The organism is Nocardia sp. NPDC050408, from assembly GCF_044458905.1.
In the GTDB taxonomy this organism is placed as follows: domain Bacteria; phylum Actinomycetota; class Actinomycetes; order Mycobacteriales; family Mycobacteriaceae; genus Nocardia.
On sequence record NZ_JBITIL010000004.1, the window covers coordinates 32837 to 48424 of the forward strand.

Annotated in this window: 15 protein-coding genes and 1 pseudogene; 7 read left to right on the top strand and 9 right to left on the bottom strand. The window is 64.7% G+C overall.

Features of this window, described 5'->3' with window-relative positions; genetic code table 11:
* The first annotated feature begins 342 nt into the window (after positions 1–342).
* Complete coding sequence (locus ACIBJI_RS13350) at positions 343–753, top strand: hypothetical protein (protein ID WP_397084282.1); 411 nt, start codon at positions 343–345, stop codon at positions 751–753.
* A gap of 5 nt (positions 754–758) precedes the next feature.
* Here ACIBJI_RS13350 and ACIBJI_RS13355 read toward each other — a convergent pair whose 3' ends face one another.
* Together ACIBJI_RS13355 and ACIBJI_RS13360 are read right to left on the bottom strand one after the other, a co-directional pair.
* Positions 759–2408, bottom strand: a complete 1650-nt coding sequence (locus ACIBJI_RS13355) for an FAD-dependent oxidoreductase (RefSeq protein ID WP_397084284.1) — start codon at positions 2406–2408, stop codon at positions 759–761.
* Between the two features lie 493 nt (positions 2409–2901).
* Positions 2902–3888: a helix-turn-helix domain-containing protein gene (locus tag ACIBJI_RS13360; protein ID WP_364354441.1), complete on the bottom strand. Its 987-nt coding sequence runs from the start codon at positions 3886–3888 to the stop codon at positions 2902–2904.
* A gap of 74 nt (positions 3889–3962) precedes the next feature.
* Between ACIBJI_RS13360 and ACIBJI_RS13365 the strand changes: the two genes are divergently transcribed.
* Complete coding sequence (locus ACIBJI_RS13365; RefSeq protein ID WP_364354438.1) at positions 3963–4802, top strand: dienelactone hydrolase family protein; 840 nt, start codon at positions 3963–3965, stop codon at positions 4800–4802.
* 741 nt (positions 4803–5543) lie between these two features.
* Here the strand turns inward: ACIBJI_RS13365 and ACIBJI_RS13370 are convergent.
* The 4 genes and pseudogenes from ACIBJI_RS13370 to ACIBJI_RS13385 form a co-directional block, all read right to left on the bottom strand.
* Positions 5544–5939 carry an IPT/TIG domain-containing protein gene (locus ACIBJI_RS13370; protein ID WP_397084733.1) on the bottom strand — a complete coding sequence of 132 codons (396 nt, stop codon included), beginning with the start codon at positions 5937–5939 and terminating at the stop codon, positions 5544–5546.
* Positions 5940–6224: 285 nt separating this feature from the next.
* Complete coding sequence (locus ACIBJI_RS13375) at positions 6225–6371, bottom strand: hypothetical protein (RefSeq protein ID WP_364354433.1); 147 nt, start codon at positions 6369–6371, stop codon at positions 6225–6227.
* A 321-nt stretch (positions 6372–6692) separates the two neighbouring features.
* Positions 6693–6818, bottom strand: a pseudogene (locus tag ACIBJI_RS13380) (recombinase family protein); the annotation flags it as partial.
* A 180-nt stretch (positions 6819–6998) separates the two neighbouring features.
* Positions 6999–7724 carry a TetR/AcrR family transcriptional regulator gene (locus ACIBJI_RS13385; protein ID WP_364354430.1) on the bottom strand — a complete coding sequence of 242 codons (726 nt, stop codon included), beginning with the start codon at positions 7722–7724 and terminating at the stop codon, positions 6999–7001.
* A gap of 95 nt (positions 7725–7819) precedes the next feature.
* Between ACIBJI_RS13385 and ACIBJI_RS13390 the strand changes: the two genes are divergently transcribed.
* Positions 7820–8944 (top strand): FAD-dependent monooxygenase, encoded by a 1125-nt coding sequence (locus tag ACIBJI_RS13390; protein ID WP_364354427.1) that lies wholly within the window; start codon positions 7820–7822, stop codon positions 8942–8944.
* Between the two features lie 146 nt (positions 8945–9090).
* Here ACIBJI_RS13390 and ACIBJI_RS13395 read toward each other — a convergent pair whose 3' ends face one another.
* Positions 9091–9549, bottom strand: coding sequence for a site-specific integrase (locus tag ACIBJI_RS13395; RefSeq protein ID WP_364354424.1), 459 nt, complete (start codon positions 9547–9549; stop codon positions 9091–9093).
* Between the two features lie 621 nt (positions 9550–10170).
* Between ACIBJI_RS13395 and ACIBJI_RS13400 the strand changes: the two genes are divergently transcribed.
* Genes ACIBJI_RS13400 through ACIBJI_RS13415 form a run of 4 tightly spaced genes read left to right on the top strand, consistent with a single transcriptional unit; the run spans position 10171 to position 13529 of the window.
* The gene (locus ACIBJI_RS13400; protein ID WP_364354421.1) at positions 10171–10539 is read left to right on the top strand and encodes a hypothetical protein; all 369 of its coding nucleotides are present in this window, start codon (positions 10171–10173) and stop codon (positions 10537–10539) included.
* Positions 10540–10550: 11 nt separating this feature from the next.
* Complete coding sequence (locus ACIBJI_RS13405; RefSeq protein WP_364354418.1) at positions 10551–11291, top strand: lysophospholipid acyltransferase family protein; 741 nt, start codon at positions 10551–10553, stop codon at positions 11289–11291.
* Positions 11288–12037 (top strand): PIG-L family deacetylase, encoded by a 750-nt coding sequence (locus ACIBJI_RS13410; protein WP_364354415.1) that lies wholly within the window; start codon positions 11288–11290, stop codon positions 12035–12037. Before ACIBJI_RS13405 ends, ACIBJI_RS13410 begins: the two co-directional genes overlap by 4 nt.
* Positions 12030–13529 (top strand): CocE/NonD family hydrolase, encoded by a 1500-nt coding sequence (locus ACIBJI_RS13415; protein WP_397084288.1) that lies wholly within the window; start codon positions 12030–12032, stop codon positions 13527–13529. Before ACIBJI_RS13410 ends, ACIBJI_RS13415 begins: the two co-directional genes overlap by 8 nt.
* Here ACIBJI_RS13415 and ACIBJI_RS13420 read toward each other — a convergent pair.
* A complete protein-coding gene (locus ACIBJI_RS13420) occupies positions 13513–14382 on the bottom strand; it encodes a hypothetical protein (RefSeq protein WP_364354409.1) in 870 nt (289 codons plus the stop codon). The two genes, ACIBJI_RS13415 and ACIBJI_RS13420, sit on opposite strands and share 17 nt — an antisense overlap.
* Positions 14382–15479, bottom strand: a complete 1098-nt coding sequence (locus ACIBJI_RS13425; protein WP_364354406.1) for a glycosyltransferase family 4 protein — start codon at positions 15477–15479, stop codon at positions 14382–14384. Before ACIBJI_RS13425 ends, ACIBJI_RS13420 begins: the two co-directional genes overlap by 1 nt.
* Positions 15480–15588: the final 109 nt, after the last annotated feature.

Below are 15588 nucleotides of genomic sequence, written 5' to 3' on the forward strand. Positions count from 1 at the left end.
GCTCCGACTCAACGCCGACGGTTGTAGTGATCGCCGAAGGACGCCATCGCTACGACTGGCTGGGTTCGCCCTGCAGTTGGATCACTGTTCGGTTTGGGCATTCTTCCAAAGGATCCGCTGATGTCTCTGATGTCTCTGATGTCTCGTCGGTCGAGTAGGTCGGCGAAGACGGTCAGCGGGGCCGCCCACCGTTGACCTGGCTGGTGACGTGGTGGTGGTCGTCGCGGATTTTCCTGGCATAGTTCCAGGAGCCGGTGGCTCTGGCGTTGCCCAGACGCTGACTCCGCAGGCGGTTTCTGTTCGAAACGCCAAGGCCGTACCTGGGCGGCAATAGGTCGGCTGATGCCCCGTCCGTTCATGTGGCGGGTATCAGTTTCGACGGCACTACCGGTCTACCGCCATTCGCCACGTGCTGGCATCGGCCACTGGCCGCTGCTGATCGCGTTGGCCGATCACTTCAGACAGGCCCCCTGGTATCTGACGGACCCCGGCGATGCGCAGCGAGTCATCGATACGTACAGCCAGTTGGATCTGCTCCGCGCGCTCAGAGAAGCCAGTGTGCAGCGGGTCCGATCGGGTACGGGTTCGGCGGTGAATCCCTCGACGGCGATGTGGGCCACGGCGGCGTCGGTGAGGACGGTGCGGGCGTCGTGTTCGCTGACTTCGTCGGCGGCTGGTCCCCACGGATTTCCGACCAGAAACCAGCTGAACTTGCCGATCACCACCCGGCGCGTGCGGTCGGTGCGGGACTGACGTCCTCAGACGCCGACGATCGGGCCGCAGCGGACGTTGAATCGTTCCCGGATGGTGTCGAGGGTCTGGCGGTTGTGTTCCCGGTCGCGCCGATGTGTCCGCATGAAATGCGCGGCGTTGCCCAGGCGCCGGTGTATCGGATACCACCGGTCGAAATCGAGTCCGCACTGCAGGAACACCGACGGCCCGAGCGCGTCGTAAATGATGCTCAGATTGTGTAGGTGCAGCGTCAGAGCGGTGTATGCGAGTGCGGCTGCCGTCGCTGTCTTTGTCCGCATCTCTTCTGCGTCGAGGGCGTACAACGGCAGCTCCCGGAGCTTGTCCCGGAACATCAGGTGGGTGAGGAAATAACCGCCGAACGAGAGGAACCCGAATGTCCCCGAGCGTGTCTGAATCGACAGCACCGAGCCGCTGGGGGACACGTAGGGCTCATAGGGTGTGCTGGCCTGCAGCAGGTACCCGGTACAGTTCACGATCCAGCTGCCAGCCCTGGTCGCCGCGGTATCGCCGCTACGGAACAGCAACTCGACGGCGCCGTCGCGGGCGACCGCATCCTGGAAGTGATCCATGACGACCGTGTTCAGGCCCTGCTGAATGATCTGCTGCTCTGTCTGCGACAGCAGGCCGGCGAAGAAGTTACCCGCTTCCGGGGTCACGGACAGTCCGGCGGTGGCCAGCAGCCAATCCTGGACCTCGGACTCGTTGGTTCCGTCGAAATGGCGCGTGATGTCGGTGAACAGGCGGTTCGGCATGACACCGGCCCACCAGCGGCGTACGCCGGGCGGCATGATCTGCTCGCGATTGACAAAGATGGTCCCGGGCCCGGCAACGAGGTTCACTTCCCGGCCCGGGCAGGTCGTGATCAGCGCTAAAGCAGTGTCCATCGCGGTTTTACCGCCGCCGATAATCCACACCGGTGTGTCACTGCGGGCTATCTCGCCGCCCCGCACGTCGCAGTAGTTGGGTGACACCGACCGCACTCGGTTGCTCGACACATGTAGCGGTTCCTTCGGCACGACGTTGGTGCCGAACGCTTTGATCAGCCTGGTTGCCGTGATCACGAGCGTGGCGCCGTCGGGGCCGGTGCAGGTGACGCGCACGCCGCCACCGGTTTCCTCGTGCGACTGGTAATCCCAGCCGAAGTGCTCCTCGACCTGGACGCGTTGTTCGATGACCTGCAGGCAGTGCTCCAAATGCTCCAGGACCTCGCTCTTCGTCGCGAGGTAGGAACGATCCTTCCGGATCGTCCACTTGATGTTGCCCGCGGTGAACAGCGGATGGGGCTGATGCAGCCTGACGTACGGATACGTGTCGACCCACATCCCGCCAGCCCGCGTGTGCCGGTCCACAAGGATGACTTTCTGGTCGCGGCTCAGATAACGGCTCGCGACGAATAGGGCATTCAGCCCTGCTATCCCGGCCCCTATAACGCACACATCGCATGTCTGTGTCCGCACCGGCTTCATGTCGGACCATTTCATGGCAAACCCCCTGCTACCGCTGATGCAACCACCACCGAACGCGGATGTCAACGAACGTTGAAACCGTAAGTTTCTTGTTGCCGCGTATTCACCCCGTGCTGGAAACCCGCTGGCAGGGCGGCTGTAGGTCACGGGAGCGATCACGATCCAGTTCTGCTCAGCGGCAGTCAGCACACGTCCCGTCCCAACGAAGCTCCAACAGAAAGACATCTCATGTAGCTAAGAGTCAAACTTCGACGGCCTCGGAAGGCGGTGGGAAGGCTCGATTTTCGTTGTAGGGTTGGCCGGTTTGCAGTCAGTGGTGCAGTTGGTCGAGGAACTTGTTGAACAGGTGTCGCTGGGCTTGGCGATGCCCAGTCACCAAACTGCCGCGGTTAATCCAGCGCCGCTTCACAATCGGATATTGACCGGATGCTCCCGCACCGATGTCCGGTGCGGGAGTTCAACTTTCGCGTTTCAGCTGACGCCGGCCACCTGCGCGATTATTGGCGATGAACTGCTCGAATATTGCGAGAAGTGCTGGGGCGTTCAGCTTTCGCCATCGTATGTGGCCACGGTGCGTCCGGTCTTGTTCTCGTGTCCACCGGTTGTGCCATGTCGACGGTCAACCCCGAGTCGCGCGAGCGGACACGAGCGTTTGCGCGGGTGATCGGCCCGCATAGGCCTATTAGGTCGATTCGGCCGCGCGGGTGCGGGTGGCGGTCGGTGTCTCGCCAGTGTGCCTGCGGTAGATGCGCCGGAAGGCCGCCGGATCGGCGTAACCCACCGCGCCCGCGATCACGTCGACGGGTTCGCGCGTGGTTGTGAGTAGGGTGGCCGCCTGCCCGACCCGGAGGCGATGGACGTACTGGGTGGGTGAGACGCCGACGCGGTCGCGGATGCGGCGGGTCAGAGTGCGCGGAGAAACCGCTGCGACACTGGCCAATTCGTCCAGCGATAGTTGCCGGTGCAGATTGGCGTGCACGTGCTGTTGCACGGCGCGCAGCACCGGGTCGGTGGCCCGTAGATGCTCGAGCACCATGTAGCGCGACTGCGACATGCGGGCATCGAGCACCAGGTAGTGAGCCACCTGCTCGGCCAGTGCACCGCCGCCGAGGCGGGCGACCAGCGCCAGCAGCAGATCTGTGTGGGCGAAAGCCGCACCGGCGGTGAGTATTGCGCCGCTGTCGACCACCATGCGATCGGAGTGCACGGTGACATCGGGGAAGCGGCGGGCCAACAGCGGCGCCAGCCACCAAGTAGTGGTGGCGGCCCGGCCCGACAGCAGCCCCGAGGCCGCGAGCACGAAGACAGCCGAGCAGGAGGCAGCTACCGTAGCGCCGGAATCTGCCGCACGCCGGATGATTTCGACGGCCTGCATGGTCTGGGGTCGGGTCAGCAGTTCCTCGACAGGCGCTTCGCTGGACGCGGACGGCCCGGGCAGCACCAGAATATCGCCGGGTTCGAACTCCGCCGCGCCGAGCGGGGTTTCGGTATCGACGCTGATCAGCCGCCCACCGCTGGATCGGACCGGCAGCCCATCGAGTGATGCGACGCGCTGCCGCAGCCGCCCGCTCGTCGTGTCACCGGCGATCCCGGCTGCCGTGTCGACGATGTCGATACCGAGGCCGAGCGCACCTTCGAGCACACCGTCCAGCGCGAGGTGGGTAATCATTTGGCGAGATTAGACCGAAGAGTGGCGATCTTGCCAATGGCGGTGTGCTGACCTGCTGCGGCAGGGTTTGGGGTGTGCAGCAACCTCTCCCACAGGATTCTCTCGACGACGACCTCGCCGATTTCGCACCCCGGTCGATCACGCTCGACGGAGTAGCCCACACGGTGTACGTCAGCGGCAACGGACCGGCGGTCATCGTCATGGCGGAAATGCCCGGCATCAGTCCCGATGTGGCTCGCTTCGCCCGCTGGGTGCGCGACGCCGGGCTCACCGTCTACCTGCCGTCACTGTTCGGCCGCGACGGTGCCTATCCGGAGGCAGAGGCCGGCGTGGAAGTCTTCAAACGAGCCTGTGTCAGCGCGGAATTCCGGGCCTTCGGCGCGGGCAAGTCCAGCCCGGTCGCGGTGTGGCTGCGTGCGCTGGCAGCCCTGGCCCATCGCGAATGCGGCGGTCTCGGCGTCGGCGCGCTGGGTATGTGCTTCACCGGGAATTTCGCGCTCACCATGATGCTCGAGCCCGCGATGCTGGCGCCGGTGCTGTGCCAGCCGTCACTGCCACTGGATGAGCCTGGCGGACTAGAGATTTCGCCCGGTGAGCTCGCGGCCGTGCGGGAGCGACTCGATCGCGATGATCTCGTGGTGCGCGCCTATCGCTTCGAGGGCGACCGCTTCTGCACCGCGCAGCGTTTCGCCGCCTACGCCGCAGCGCTGGGTCCGCGTTTCGAGCCGAGAGTGCTGCCCGCCGACGCGGCGAACCCCTCTCCGCCGCCGTTCTTCTCGCAGATCGTCGGCTGCCCGCACAGTGTGGTCACCGCGCATCTGGTCGATACGGCGGGGGAGCCGACCGCCGCGGCCCGCGACGAGATCCTCGCCTTTCTCGTGGACCGGCTGACTGCGGACGTCCCGTTGCAGTGACATCGCGTCCACTGCTGGTCCAGCTTCGCGGCCACTTCCGACGTACAGGAATTCTCCAGCCCGCAACACGTTCTCGGCTCAGGTCCAGGCGTGTGTCCATGTCGAGCCGGAATCGGCCATAAGGGTTGATATTCGACCAGGACAACGGCGACATCGCCCGGCGTTCGTTGTCGCCGATCAGGTCGTGGAATTGCGGATTAGATCGTGCGCACCGCCCGTCCCAACTCTTCGAGGGCTTGATAGGTGGGGTGTTTCGGGCCGCCGCGAGTGAATCGCTGGACGACCCTTCGCACGCAAGATCGCATAGCAACGCCCCGCCCGATCCCCAGCAACCCAGCTGCATCCCTCACCGCAACCCCGGCATCGACCAGCCGCGCCAGCTGATCACCGAACCGAACCACATCCTCCGAAAACGACACGATCGCCGCAACCTCTCGAATCGAGAGTGTTGCGACGATCGTGTGAACCCAAGTTGCAGGGACCGGGGCCGAGGTTCGAATGTATACGCACCCAACTCAATTGGGGCACCGACCACACTACTGCTCTGCGGGTCCAAATCATCGAAAAGTCTCGTTGAGCGGTTTCGCTATCAATGGCCGGGCGATGGGCGGCACACTACCGCAGATAATTCGCGGCGGCTGGAAGTAGGGATGGTGCGGGTTCGGGAGGTGGCTGAGCAGGCGATCCGGGCCGCGGTGCAGATCAAGGACAATCCGGCCGACGGCCCAGCCGCACCAGCCGTCAGACGTAGGTGTAGGGCAGTGAGTTGCTGGTGCCGTCCAGCTCCACGGTGACGGTGACGTTCACCGTGCCTGTCCCCGTCGGGGAGATGGCCGTGATCTGAGTGTCGGAGTCGATGGTGAATGTGGTTGCCTGGCTACCGAACCGCACGGTCAAAGGACCGACATTACTGAACCCGGAGCCGGTGATCACCACAGAGCTGAAAACCGTCGCAGGGCCGGAAGAGGGTGTCAGGGAGGTGAGAACAGGTGCCATTGGTATCAATCCAAACGGAGAAGGTGAAAAAGGGTTGTACTGCAACGGTGTCGCAGATGACCTGTAGGCCCGGAGCTCCGGATCATCAGGTATTGGGGCCGACCAAGCATTCGGGGTGTTACCGGCAGTATCGGCACGCATGTTCACACCAGTAATTTCGCGTCGCCTACATTTCCCCCTCGCATAAATGGGATCAAATATAGACCCATCCACAAAGATACGTTGCCGAAGATCTCAGCACAACAGCCTTCTTTGGGCTACATCATCAAGTCCCCTATTAACGCCGGAATTTATTTCTTGAATTTTGACGATGTTTACTCACGAATCCCAGAAGCGTTTTCTCGAGAAGCTTGATCGCGTGTCCAGATCGAGTTATTTCGATGAGCGCCGCCGGAGGGGTACAGGTCCCGGATTCTGGACATATGTTCAGTCGCTGTGCTTCTGGGCTGCTCGATGGATGCGGAAGAGGTCGACCGGCGAGCCCCAGTTGTCGAGCAATTGCAGCTGAGCAGGCTCGATGAACATCGGCAGTGAGTCGCAGCTCGGGCCGATCAGTGGGGGGTCGTCGCACACAGGCTCGACTTTCGACATCTCAGACGTCGGCACGCTCCTTGTCTACGCACTCTTATACTCTTTACAGTTACATCATTAATCAACGGTGATGCCTGAATCCGTAAAATCTCGACTCCTCAACACGCCCGTCGAGATTCGTGAGCAACCGCCGTCACAATTAACGAACAATAGACGAGCCCAACCCGCACGACCAGATTCAAGTGCTCGAGGGCCAACCCGCAGACTCGGCAGATGCCCCTTCCGCTTACCGACACTTTTCGGCTCGCTGAACCCCGCGCGGGTACCCCTTCCATGAGCCGCGCGATATTCACCGCCATGTAGCGCCATCGCCGAGTCCTCCCCAGCGAAAGTCAATGCCTCCTTGATGAATTCGTCCCGCAGACCCTTGCCGGTCAGCAACCGCACCAGGTGGTGCAGATCGTCGAGGTTGCGGGCGAGCCGGTCCACATCGCTGGACCGTCGCAGCAAGCGCCATCGCGCGTGATGTTGGGTTGCCGGCGAGGCCGCAGCGGTCGTGGTGGTGGCTCATGGTGGCCACGGTCCACTCCGGACAGGATCTCGATCGCGGTCGGCTGGATCGAGCTGTCGTTCCGGTAGTCGATCCTTGTGGCCACCGCGCGCCGTGGGTTAATCGAATGCGGGCCGCAGATTGTTCATGAGTAGGCCAAGGGTGAACTCGAACCGGTCGGGTCCGGTGCCGGAGATCAGCTCGGCGGCATGACGTCGAGTCAGCGGGAATTTCTCGGCGGGCAGGGCGGTGAAGCGGTCCAACAACTCCTCGTGGCTGAGCACCCATTCCTGATCCTGGCGTCGGCGCCGTTGCTGAACCAGCGACTGTTCGAGCGCATAGGCGCTGACGTAGAGGGAGAGCGCGTCGCGGGCCCATCCGGCCGTCCTCGGCTCGATGCCACCCGCGAGCAGGATCGCCAGGATTCCTTCGCCGACGCGCAGTGTCTCGAGATTGGTCGGCACCGTGGCCAGCGCGGCACGCGAGACGCCGGGGTATTTCAGGTACTGGTCGCGGATCTGCGTGTACACCCCTAGTAGCTGCTCGCGCCAGGCAGTCGGGTCCGGTTCGGGGAGCGCAACCTCTGCGTAGAGCCTGCCGATCAGCAGATCGGCGATGTCGTCCTTGTTGACGATGTGCGCATACAGCGACGACGGACCGGTACCGAGCACGGCGGCGACCCGGCGGACGGTCAGGGCGTCATACCCCTCGGTGGCGACGACTTCCAAGGCGGCGTCAGTGATCCGTTCGACGGTGATCGGCTGCTTGCGTGGTGCTTCCGCGACGGACCCCGCTGCGGGCTGGGCGTGGCGAGCGGCGCGGCGTTGGCGGGGAGCGGCGGGCATGCCGGAACTCTACCTTGACACGATCTAAGTTCGTTAGGTAGAACTTTGATCGCAATAACGAACTTAGTTCGTATCGATGTTCGCGGAGGTGTGCGATGCGAGTTGCCGTTGTCGGAGCCGGTCTGGGAGGTCTGGCGCTCGCGCAGGGCCTTCGTGGTGCCGGGATCGAGGCCGAGGTGTTCGAACGCGACCCGGGGATTGTCGCGCGGTTCCAGGGCTATCGGCTCGTGCTGAACCCAATCGGTTTTCAGGCGCTGCGCGACTGCCTGCCGACGCGCTGGCACCCGCTGCTGAATGAGATCGTCATGGACGCCTCCGCCGAGCAGCTGATCCTGGACCCGCAATTGAACGAGATCGGCAGGCTCGGCGCGAGCCGGACTGGCATCGTCGTCGACCGCCAAGTGCTACGACACCTACTGCTGACCGGCCTCACCGTGCACACCGACGCCGCGCTCACCGGCTACGACGTCCTGGCCGGTGGCAAAGTCCGAGCCCAGTTCGCCCGCCGCGACCCGGCCACCGCCGACCTGCTCGTCGGCGCGGACGGCATCACCTCCGCGGTCCGCGGGGTGCTGTCGCCACAGACCACCCCGACCGACACCGGCGTCCGGTTCGTCATCGGCCGCACCCCACTGACCGACGAGTTCGCCGGCCTGTCCAAGGCCTACGGATCGAAGATCACCGGTGACGGCGTCAGCCTGCTGCTGGGCGCGATGCGTTTCCCCACCCCGCCCAAGCAGGCCGCCGAACAACTGGCCCCCGAAGTCTCACTGCCCGACATCGGGGACTACGTGCGCTGGGCCATGATCCTGCCGCCCAACGGCTCGCTCGAGGACCTGAGCGCGCAGGACGCCGTCCTGTCCAGGATGCAAGGTTGGCACCCGCGGCTGCGCGCGCTGATCGAACAGGCCGACCCGGACAACAGCACGCTGCTGTCCATCCGGGTGGTCGAGCCCGGCCAGCGCTGGGCGCCCGGCCCAGTCACGCTGCTCGGCGACGCGATCCACGCCACCTCCCCGACCGGCGGCAATGGCGCGAACACCGCGCTGCGCGATGCCGACCTGCTGCGCCGCTGCCTGATCGAGGCCATCGACGACCGCCAGGACCTGCACAGCGCGGTCGACGACTACGAGCGGCAGATGTTCGACTACGGCGCCGAGGCCGTGCGGGGCAGTCTCGAGAAGCTGCCCGCCTTCGCCCCCGAAGCGAAACTGTCCTGAGCCGAAATTTCACCTCGCAGAACAGCACTGCGGTCTTTCCTCGCATCGAAGGACTCATCTCGACTGGCTGGGGTGCCCTCAGGATTCGCCGGTCAACTGCGTCAGGATTCACCGATGTAGCCACCTCGGACAGCGGCGCGGGCCCGTCAGGCGAGTTTCGCGTCGATATGGCGCAGGGTTTCCTGCAGGGCGCTGACCTCGCCGAGCCACTGGCGATGACGGGCCTCGTCGAGGCAGGCGCGGGCATTGTGTTGCATTTGTTCGAGTCGGGGGCGTTGGGTGGGGTCTAGTCGCAGGAATGGGCAACGCACGCAAGCGTGTTCGTGGATGCAGGGTGTCCCGTAGGGGCGGAAGCAGTCGCCGAGTTCGACCCCGGCGCAGCAGGAAGTGCTTTTCGAACTCGGTCCATTCCTCGGGTGTGACGTGGCGGTATTCGTCGCTGTCGCGAGGGCGCGGCGGTGTGTGATGAATTGCTGGTGATGCCTGATGACATCCTCGGCGAAGACGGCGGTCCAGCCGCGGGTGGTGTCGAGATCGAGGTGGCCGAGTAGGGCCGCGGCGATGTGCAGCGGCAGCCCGGATCCGACGGCCTCGGTGGTGAACATGTGGCGGAAGTCGTGGGCCTGAAAATCAGTGGGTCGCCGTTGGGGTCGGTGAGCTGGGTCGCGGCGAGGGCGTTGATTAGCAGCTTGCGGATCGCGGTCGGGGTATAAGCCCGGCGTTCGTTGCCGGTTCCGCGCTGGAACAGCACCGGCGCGGGCGGGTTCCAGATTCTCTCCCTGACGTCGTAGGAGACGACCAGCGGGATCGAGCCGTCCGAATTGCGCAAGCGCTGGACGATGGTGCTGAGAATGTCGGCCAACTCCGGGCTAACCAGTAGCACGACGCTGTCGGCCTCGGCCGATGCCGCCTCGACAACTGTGGTCTGGAGGAACCACTCCACAGCGACGTTATGTCCGCGAACCAATTCCGCGAGGCGCTCGGCAGGTGCGTGCGCGGTCGTGGCGATCGAGAAGGAATGTGATGACGGTGTGCAGCAAGTGCACAACGGTGTCGATCTGGCCCAATGAGATCCGACGAGTGACCGCGTCATCAACATTGTCGAGCGCCCGCGTGATGTTCGGCCAGGCGCCGATGATGGCTCGGATATCGCCGGGGCCGGTCCGTGGCCGTCGTCGAGCGAGTCGTATAGACGCTGACCAGTTTTCTCGTGTTCATTTGGCTCGGTGTCTATTTCAGACTCGATTCGCGCGAGCATGGCTTGCACCGGACTGGCTTGGGCGGGTGTCAGCCCGTCGAACACCGGATCGGGAGGCCGCGAGTCCTCGATGATTGCCCGCAGGATCACGCTGTTCGAGGTTCGTTCATCGGTCGGCCTCGCTGTCGACCAGGTGCTGTACGCCTCCGCCTTACAGCAGTCTCCTTCTCGGCGGAAGGGGCCACGTCATCGTCCGAACTGCCTGGCGGCACAGGATCGTCGTGATTTGCCACCTGCCAAGCGTCCCAACTCCCAACGCTTCTGGCGCAAAACCGCAGAGGAAATCCTCGAATCACTCGCTAAATATCTTCAACGCATTTCAGGCGCAGGACACTAGATTGTCACGGTATGGGTGATGTCATCTATCCCGCAGTAGTTCTCGCTGTCAGGGTGGCGTCTCGCGCGCTGGGGCTGCGGATCCGAATCCGTGGCGACGTGAACATCCCCGCAACGGGCGGCGCGGTGATCGTCGCCAATCATGTGTCCTACCTGGACCCGTTCGCAGTCGCTTTGGGTGCAGCCGGGCGCTGTGTGCGGTTCCTGGCGTTGCAGGAGTTGTTCGACCACCGGGTGTACGGGCCGATGATGCGCGGCCTGCGACAGATTCCGATCCGGCCCATGAGCGGAGGCGCGGCATATGACGCAGCCACGGACGCACTGAAGTCCGGCGAGGTGGTCGGCGTGTTCGCCGAGGCCACTATTGCCCGGTCGTTTACCGTCCAGCGGCTGCGGACCGGCGCAGCCCGACTGGCAGGCGCGGCGGGTGTGCCGCTGATCCCTGTTGCGGTGTGGGGAACGCACCGGTTGTGGACCAAGGCCCGGCGTGAGCTGATCCAGCCACTGCTGCCGATCACCGTCCTCATCGGCGAACCATTGCGCCCGACATCCCAGGACGATCCCGAGGAGGTCACCGAGCAACTGCGCGTAGCTATGCAGGCACTACTGGACTGCGCACAACGCGAGTACCCGTGCTCTGGTACCGAGAAGTGGTGGCAGCCTGAGCATCTCGGCGGCACCGCACCCGGCCCTGAGGAGGCCGCGGCGCGGGACGCCGATGAGAACGCTAAGCGCCGTGGGCAGGTCTCGTGAGCTCGACCTGCGTGTTCCTGCACGCCCATCCAGACGACGAGTCCCTGTTGACCGCGGGCACGATGGCGCGCCTGGCCGCTGAGGGCCATCGGGTCGTCCTGGTGGTCGCCACAGACGGTGAAGCGGGACTCACGGATTCGCCTGCTGGGACCGAACTCGGCGCGCGACGGCGGCGGGAAACGATGGACTCGGCTGCCGCCCTCGGCTGCGCGCGGGTGGAGTTCCTCGGCTACGGCGATTCCGGATCGGATGGTGCCGCACCGAACTCGTTCTCCGCCACGCCAGTCGAGCAGGCTGCGGAGCGGATCGCCGCACTCCTGGTCGAGGAGCGCGCCGAGCTGGTCACGTCCTACGACCCGGCGGGGGGCTATGGGCATCCCGACCACGTTCATCTGCACCACGTGGGTTCGCTCGCGGCGCGGATCGCGGGCACCCCAGTACTGCTGGAAGCCACCGTCGACCGCGACATGTTGCTGCGGGCGATCCAGATCGCCGCCCTGTTTCGCCTGACACCGACCGGGCTGACGCCGGACCGGCTCGCCAGCAGCTACTCGCCCGGCAGCGCGATCACTCACCGGGTGAACGTACGCGGCTACGCAGCAGGCAAGCGGGCGAGCATGGCCGCGCATGCCAGCCAGGCGGCTGGCGGTGACGGAGTGCGCACGTTGGCCGCTCTGCTGCGGTTGCCGCAGCCGCTGTTCCGATGGGTACTCGGCACGGAATGGTTTGTGCGGCGCAATGTTTGATCTCCGCATCGAACGCGATCTGTCCATCCCGATGGCTGACGGCACGCTCTTGCTCGCCGATCTCTACCTGCCTGCCAACAGCCCGGCACAGGCGACAATCCTGGTTCGGTCGCCGATGGGCCGCCGCCCGATGGGCATCCTCTACGGCTGCTACTTCGCTCGACACGGCTTCCAGGTCGTCGTGCAGGACGGAAGATCCTGCGACGAGGTGTTGCCTTTGAGCACCGAGCGCGAGGATGGCCTTGCCACAGTGGCGTGGCTGCGCGGACAACCCTGGTTTCGCGGGCCCCTCGCGTTGCACGGCATGAGCGCGATGGGGTTCGCACACTGGGCTATTGCGGCCGACGTGACCGAATTACGCGCGATGTCGGTGCATGTGGCGTCGTCGTCGATCGCTGACACGATCTTTACCGGCGGGTCGACCGCACTGGAGTCGGTGCTCATTTGGTGCTCCAACCACAGCTTCACCACCGCACTGCTGGCACCCAGGCGGGCGCGCCGCGCCATTGCGTCCGGTCGGCCCGCGGCCGAACTCGACGTGGCGACCGGAGGCAGAGCGGTACCGTTCTACCAAGCCGTCATCGCTGACGGAGGGCCAGGCAGCCCGCTGCGAGCAAGATTGGATCACAGCCATGCGCCCCGATCCGGCGTCATGGCATCGGTGCATCTGGTCGGCGGATGGTATGACATCTTCCTGCCCGGCCTGATTCGCGACTTTCTCGCGCTGCGGGCGGCGGGCGCCGCACCACACCTGACGGTCGGGCCGTGGGGGCACTATCACCCCCAGCTGTTTCTCACCGCGAACCGCGAAGCACGGCAATGGTTCCGGGCGCATCTGTGCGGTGACCGCGCGGGTTTGCGGGAGCTTCCTGTCCGGCTGTTCGTCACTGGGGCACGGCAATGGCGCGACTACGCCGACTGGCCCCTGCCCGGAACCCGCCCCGTCCCATGGTTCTTGCGCACGGGCGGGGGATTGGCCCGAAATGGCCCTGACGAGTCTGGTGGTGACCGTTACCGCTATGACCCCGCCGACCCAACCCCGGCACCGCGCGGGCCGGTGATCGTTGGCCAATCTCGACCCGAGGACTGCCGGAGGATCGAGACCCGCGCAGACCTGCTGACCTACACCAGCGAACCGCTGAGTGCTGCGGTTGAGGTAATCGGCACTGCGGCGGCGCGGCTGTATTTCCACAGCAGTCCGCCAACGGGCGCAGACTTCGTGGTGCGGCTGTGCGATGTGCATCCCGACGGTCGCTCATACAACATCTGTGAGGGCGTGCGTCGGGTCGGCCACGAGACAACGGGCAAGGTCGAGGTCGAATTGTGGCCGATAGCCCACCAATTCGCGGCAGGTCATCGACTCCGAGTGCATGTTTGTGGTGCCGCGGTGCCGCGCTTTGCCCGCCACCGCGAGGTCGTGGAGCAGAAGGTTTTCCACGACCCGCAAAGACCGAGCGCGGTGGTGCTGCCGATCGTCACCACCACGTCTTGAACGTCTCGAACGCTACCGCCTCGTTGTGGCCGGAGCGATTCACCGTGTGATGCAACGCTCCCACGAACGCACCAGTGGATTCGAGTGGCGTGCCGCTCACGGGTACCACGAGCCGCGATATTCGCCGCCGGGCCAGATGCGCCGAGATCCACACATCATCCTGCCACCGCACCTCGCCGGGCCAACCTTCGAAATCATGCACAGCCTCGTCCAGCGATCCGGGCGGAATCAGATATCCCCACATGCCCATCAACACGTCGACCGGGACGTGCTCGAGTACCGCCGTCCCGCAAACATGCTCGAGATACCTTGGGTCACAACCGAATCGGACATGCTGGCCGCGCAATCCCAGCGCTGCGGTCGAATCCTGGCGATGGGCGGCGAGCAGGTCCTCGAGGAAGGTCTCAGGGTAGATCGCGTCGTCGTCGACGACCACCAGCACCGCGTTCGGCTCCGCCCGCAGCGCGGGCAGCAACTTCGTCGCCGGACCTTCGTCCTCGCACCGCACAATGTCCACCCCGGTGGGCAGCGACGGCGGGTCGGGGTAGGCAACCCCCAACCGGAGCGAATGCCGCGGCCAGGCCAGCAGCAGCCGATCGGCGGGGACGGTCTGGTCCAGAAGGCTGCGCAGGACCGGGCGCAGGTGCCTGCGTCGTCGCGGCACGGTCGACAGTGTCACGACGACGCGTTCGGCACGCGCAGGCACCATCCGCGGAGCCGGGTCGTTCCGCAGTAATCGGGCCGCCCGGGTCACGTCGCGAGTCAGGCTGGCAAGGGTGGCGTTACCGAACCGTTTGCGCAGATGATCAACGTTGCTCCAAGAGATCCGGGCAACATGCACAGGCGAAATCATCAGGCGGCCTTCCCCGCCGTCGTAGCGCGGGACATGCACGCCCGACGTTCCGCCTCGTCATAGCAATGGCGAAGCCGATCCAGCACGACCGGCCAACTGTGTTCCGACGGTGCCACCGTGCGGTTGTGCGAGGTCATCCGGTGGTGCAGCTGCATATCGCGCCCGAGCTGCACCAACGCCGTCACCAGCTCGGCTGCCGTGTCGCCCAATAACCCCTCACGCCCGTGCTCGACGAAATCGGCCACTCCCGTACCGGATCGGGCGACCACCGGCAGCCCCGCGGTGCGCGCTTCCAATGTGGCCAGCCCGAACGCCTCGCGACTGGTCACGTTCAGGTAGACATCCGCGGTGGCCAAGAGGTCACGGATGGTGTGCTGATCCTGTACCCCGACCAACTGCACCCACTCGGTCATGCCATGCCGATACAGGTACCGCCGCATCGCGTCCGTCCGTGGACCGGCGCCGACAACGGTGGCTTGCACCGCGACCTCACCATCGAGCCGTTGCTGCGCCATCCGAAGAACTTTCAGCAGGATCAACGGTTGCCGACGGGTCACCAACCGGCCGACGGAGACGACATGTAGTTCTCCCGATAGGCGAGAGGTGTTCTGCTGCAATGCCGGTGAAATGCCATTGGGAACAACAACGGTCGCGGTCCCGGGCAACGCGCGGGCGACCTGGTCGGCGACCACTGTGCTCACCGCGGTCAGCACGAACCGACGTCGCCAGTCACCGGCCCTTCCGATCAGGCGATAGCACGCTCGCACGGGCGCGTCCCACATACTGTGCACTGTCATCACGGTCGGAATCCGGAGCAGCCCTAGCTGTCTCGCGGAGCGCAACGCGAACGGTGAATAGACGCTCAGATGCACATGCGCCACCTGTGGTCGTAGGCGCAGCAGCAACGAACGCAGGTGCCCAGCCCGGGTGATGCGATGCACCCTGTACGGCATTGCCATATCGCCGTCGGTCCCGCTGGTCACAGTGATCACATGGACTTCCTCGCCCGCAGCTGTTTGGGCGCGCGCCAGCCGCTCGATCTGAACCTCGATGCCACCGACGCGGGGAGTGAAGACATCAGTAAGGTGCACGATCACGCGTCAACCCCTCGACTGGATCCAACGCACCCACTGTGCGCTGATCATGAATCATAGCGAAGGTAAATTATAATGATCAGTGTTCTTGCGGCACTGAGGCAAAGGTGGC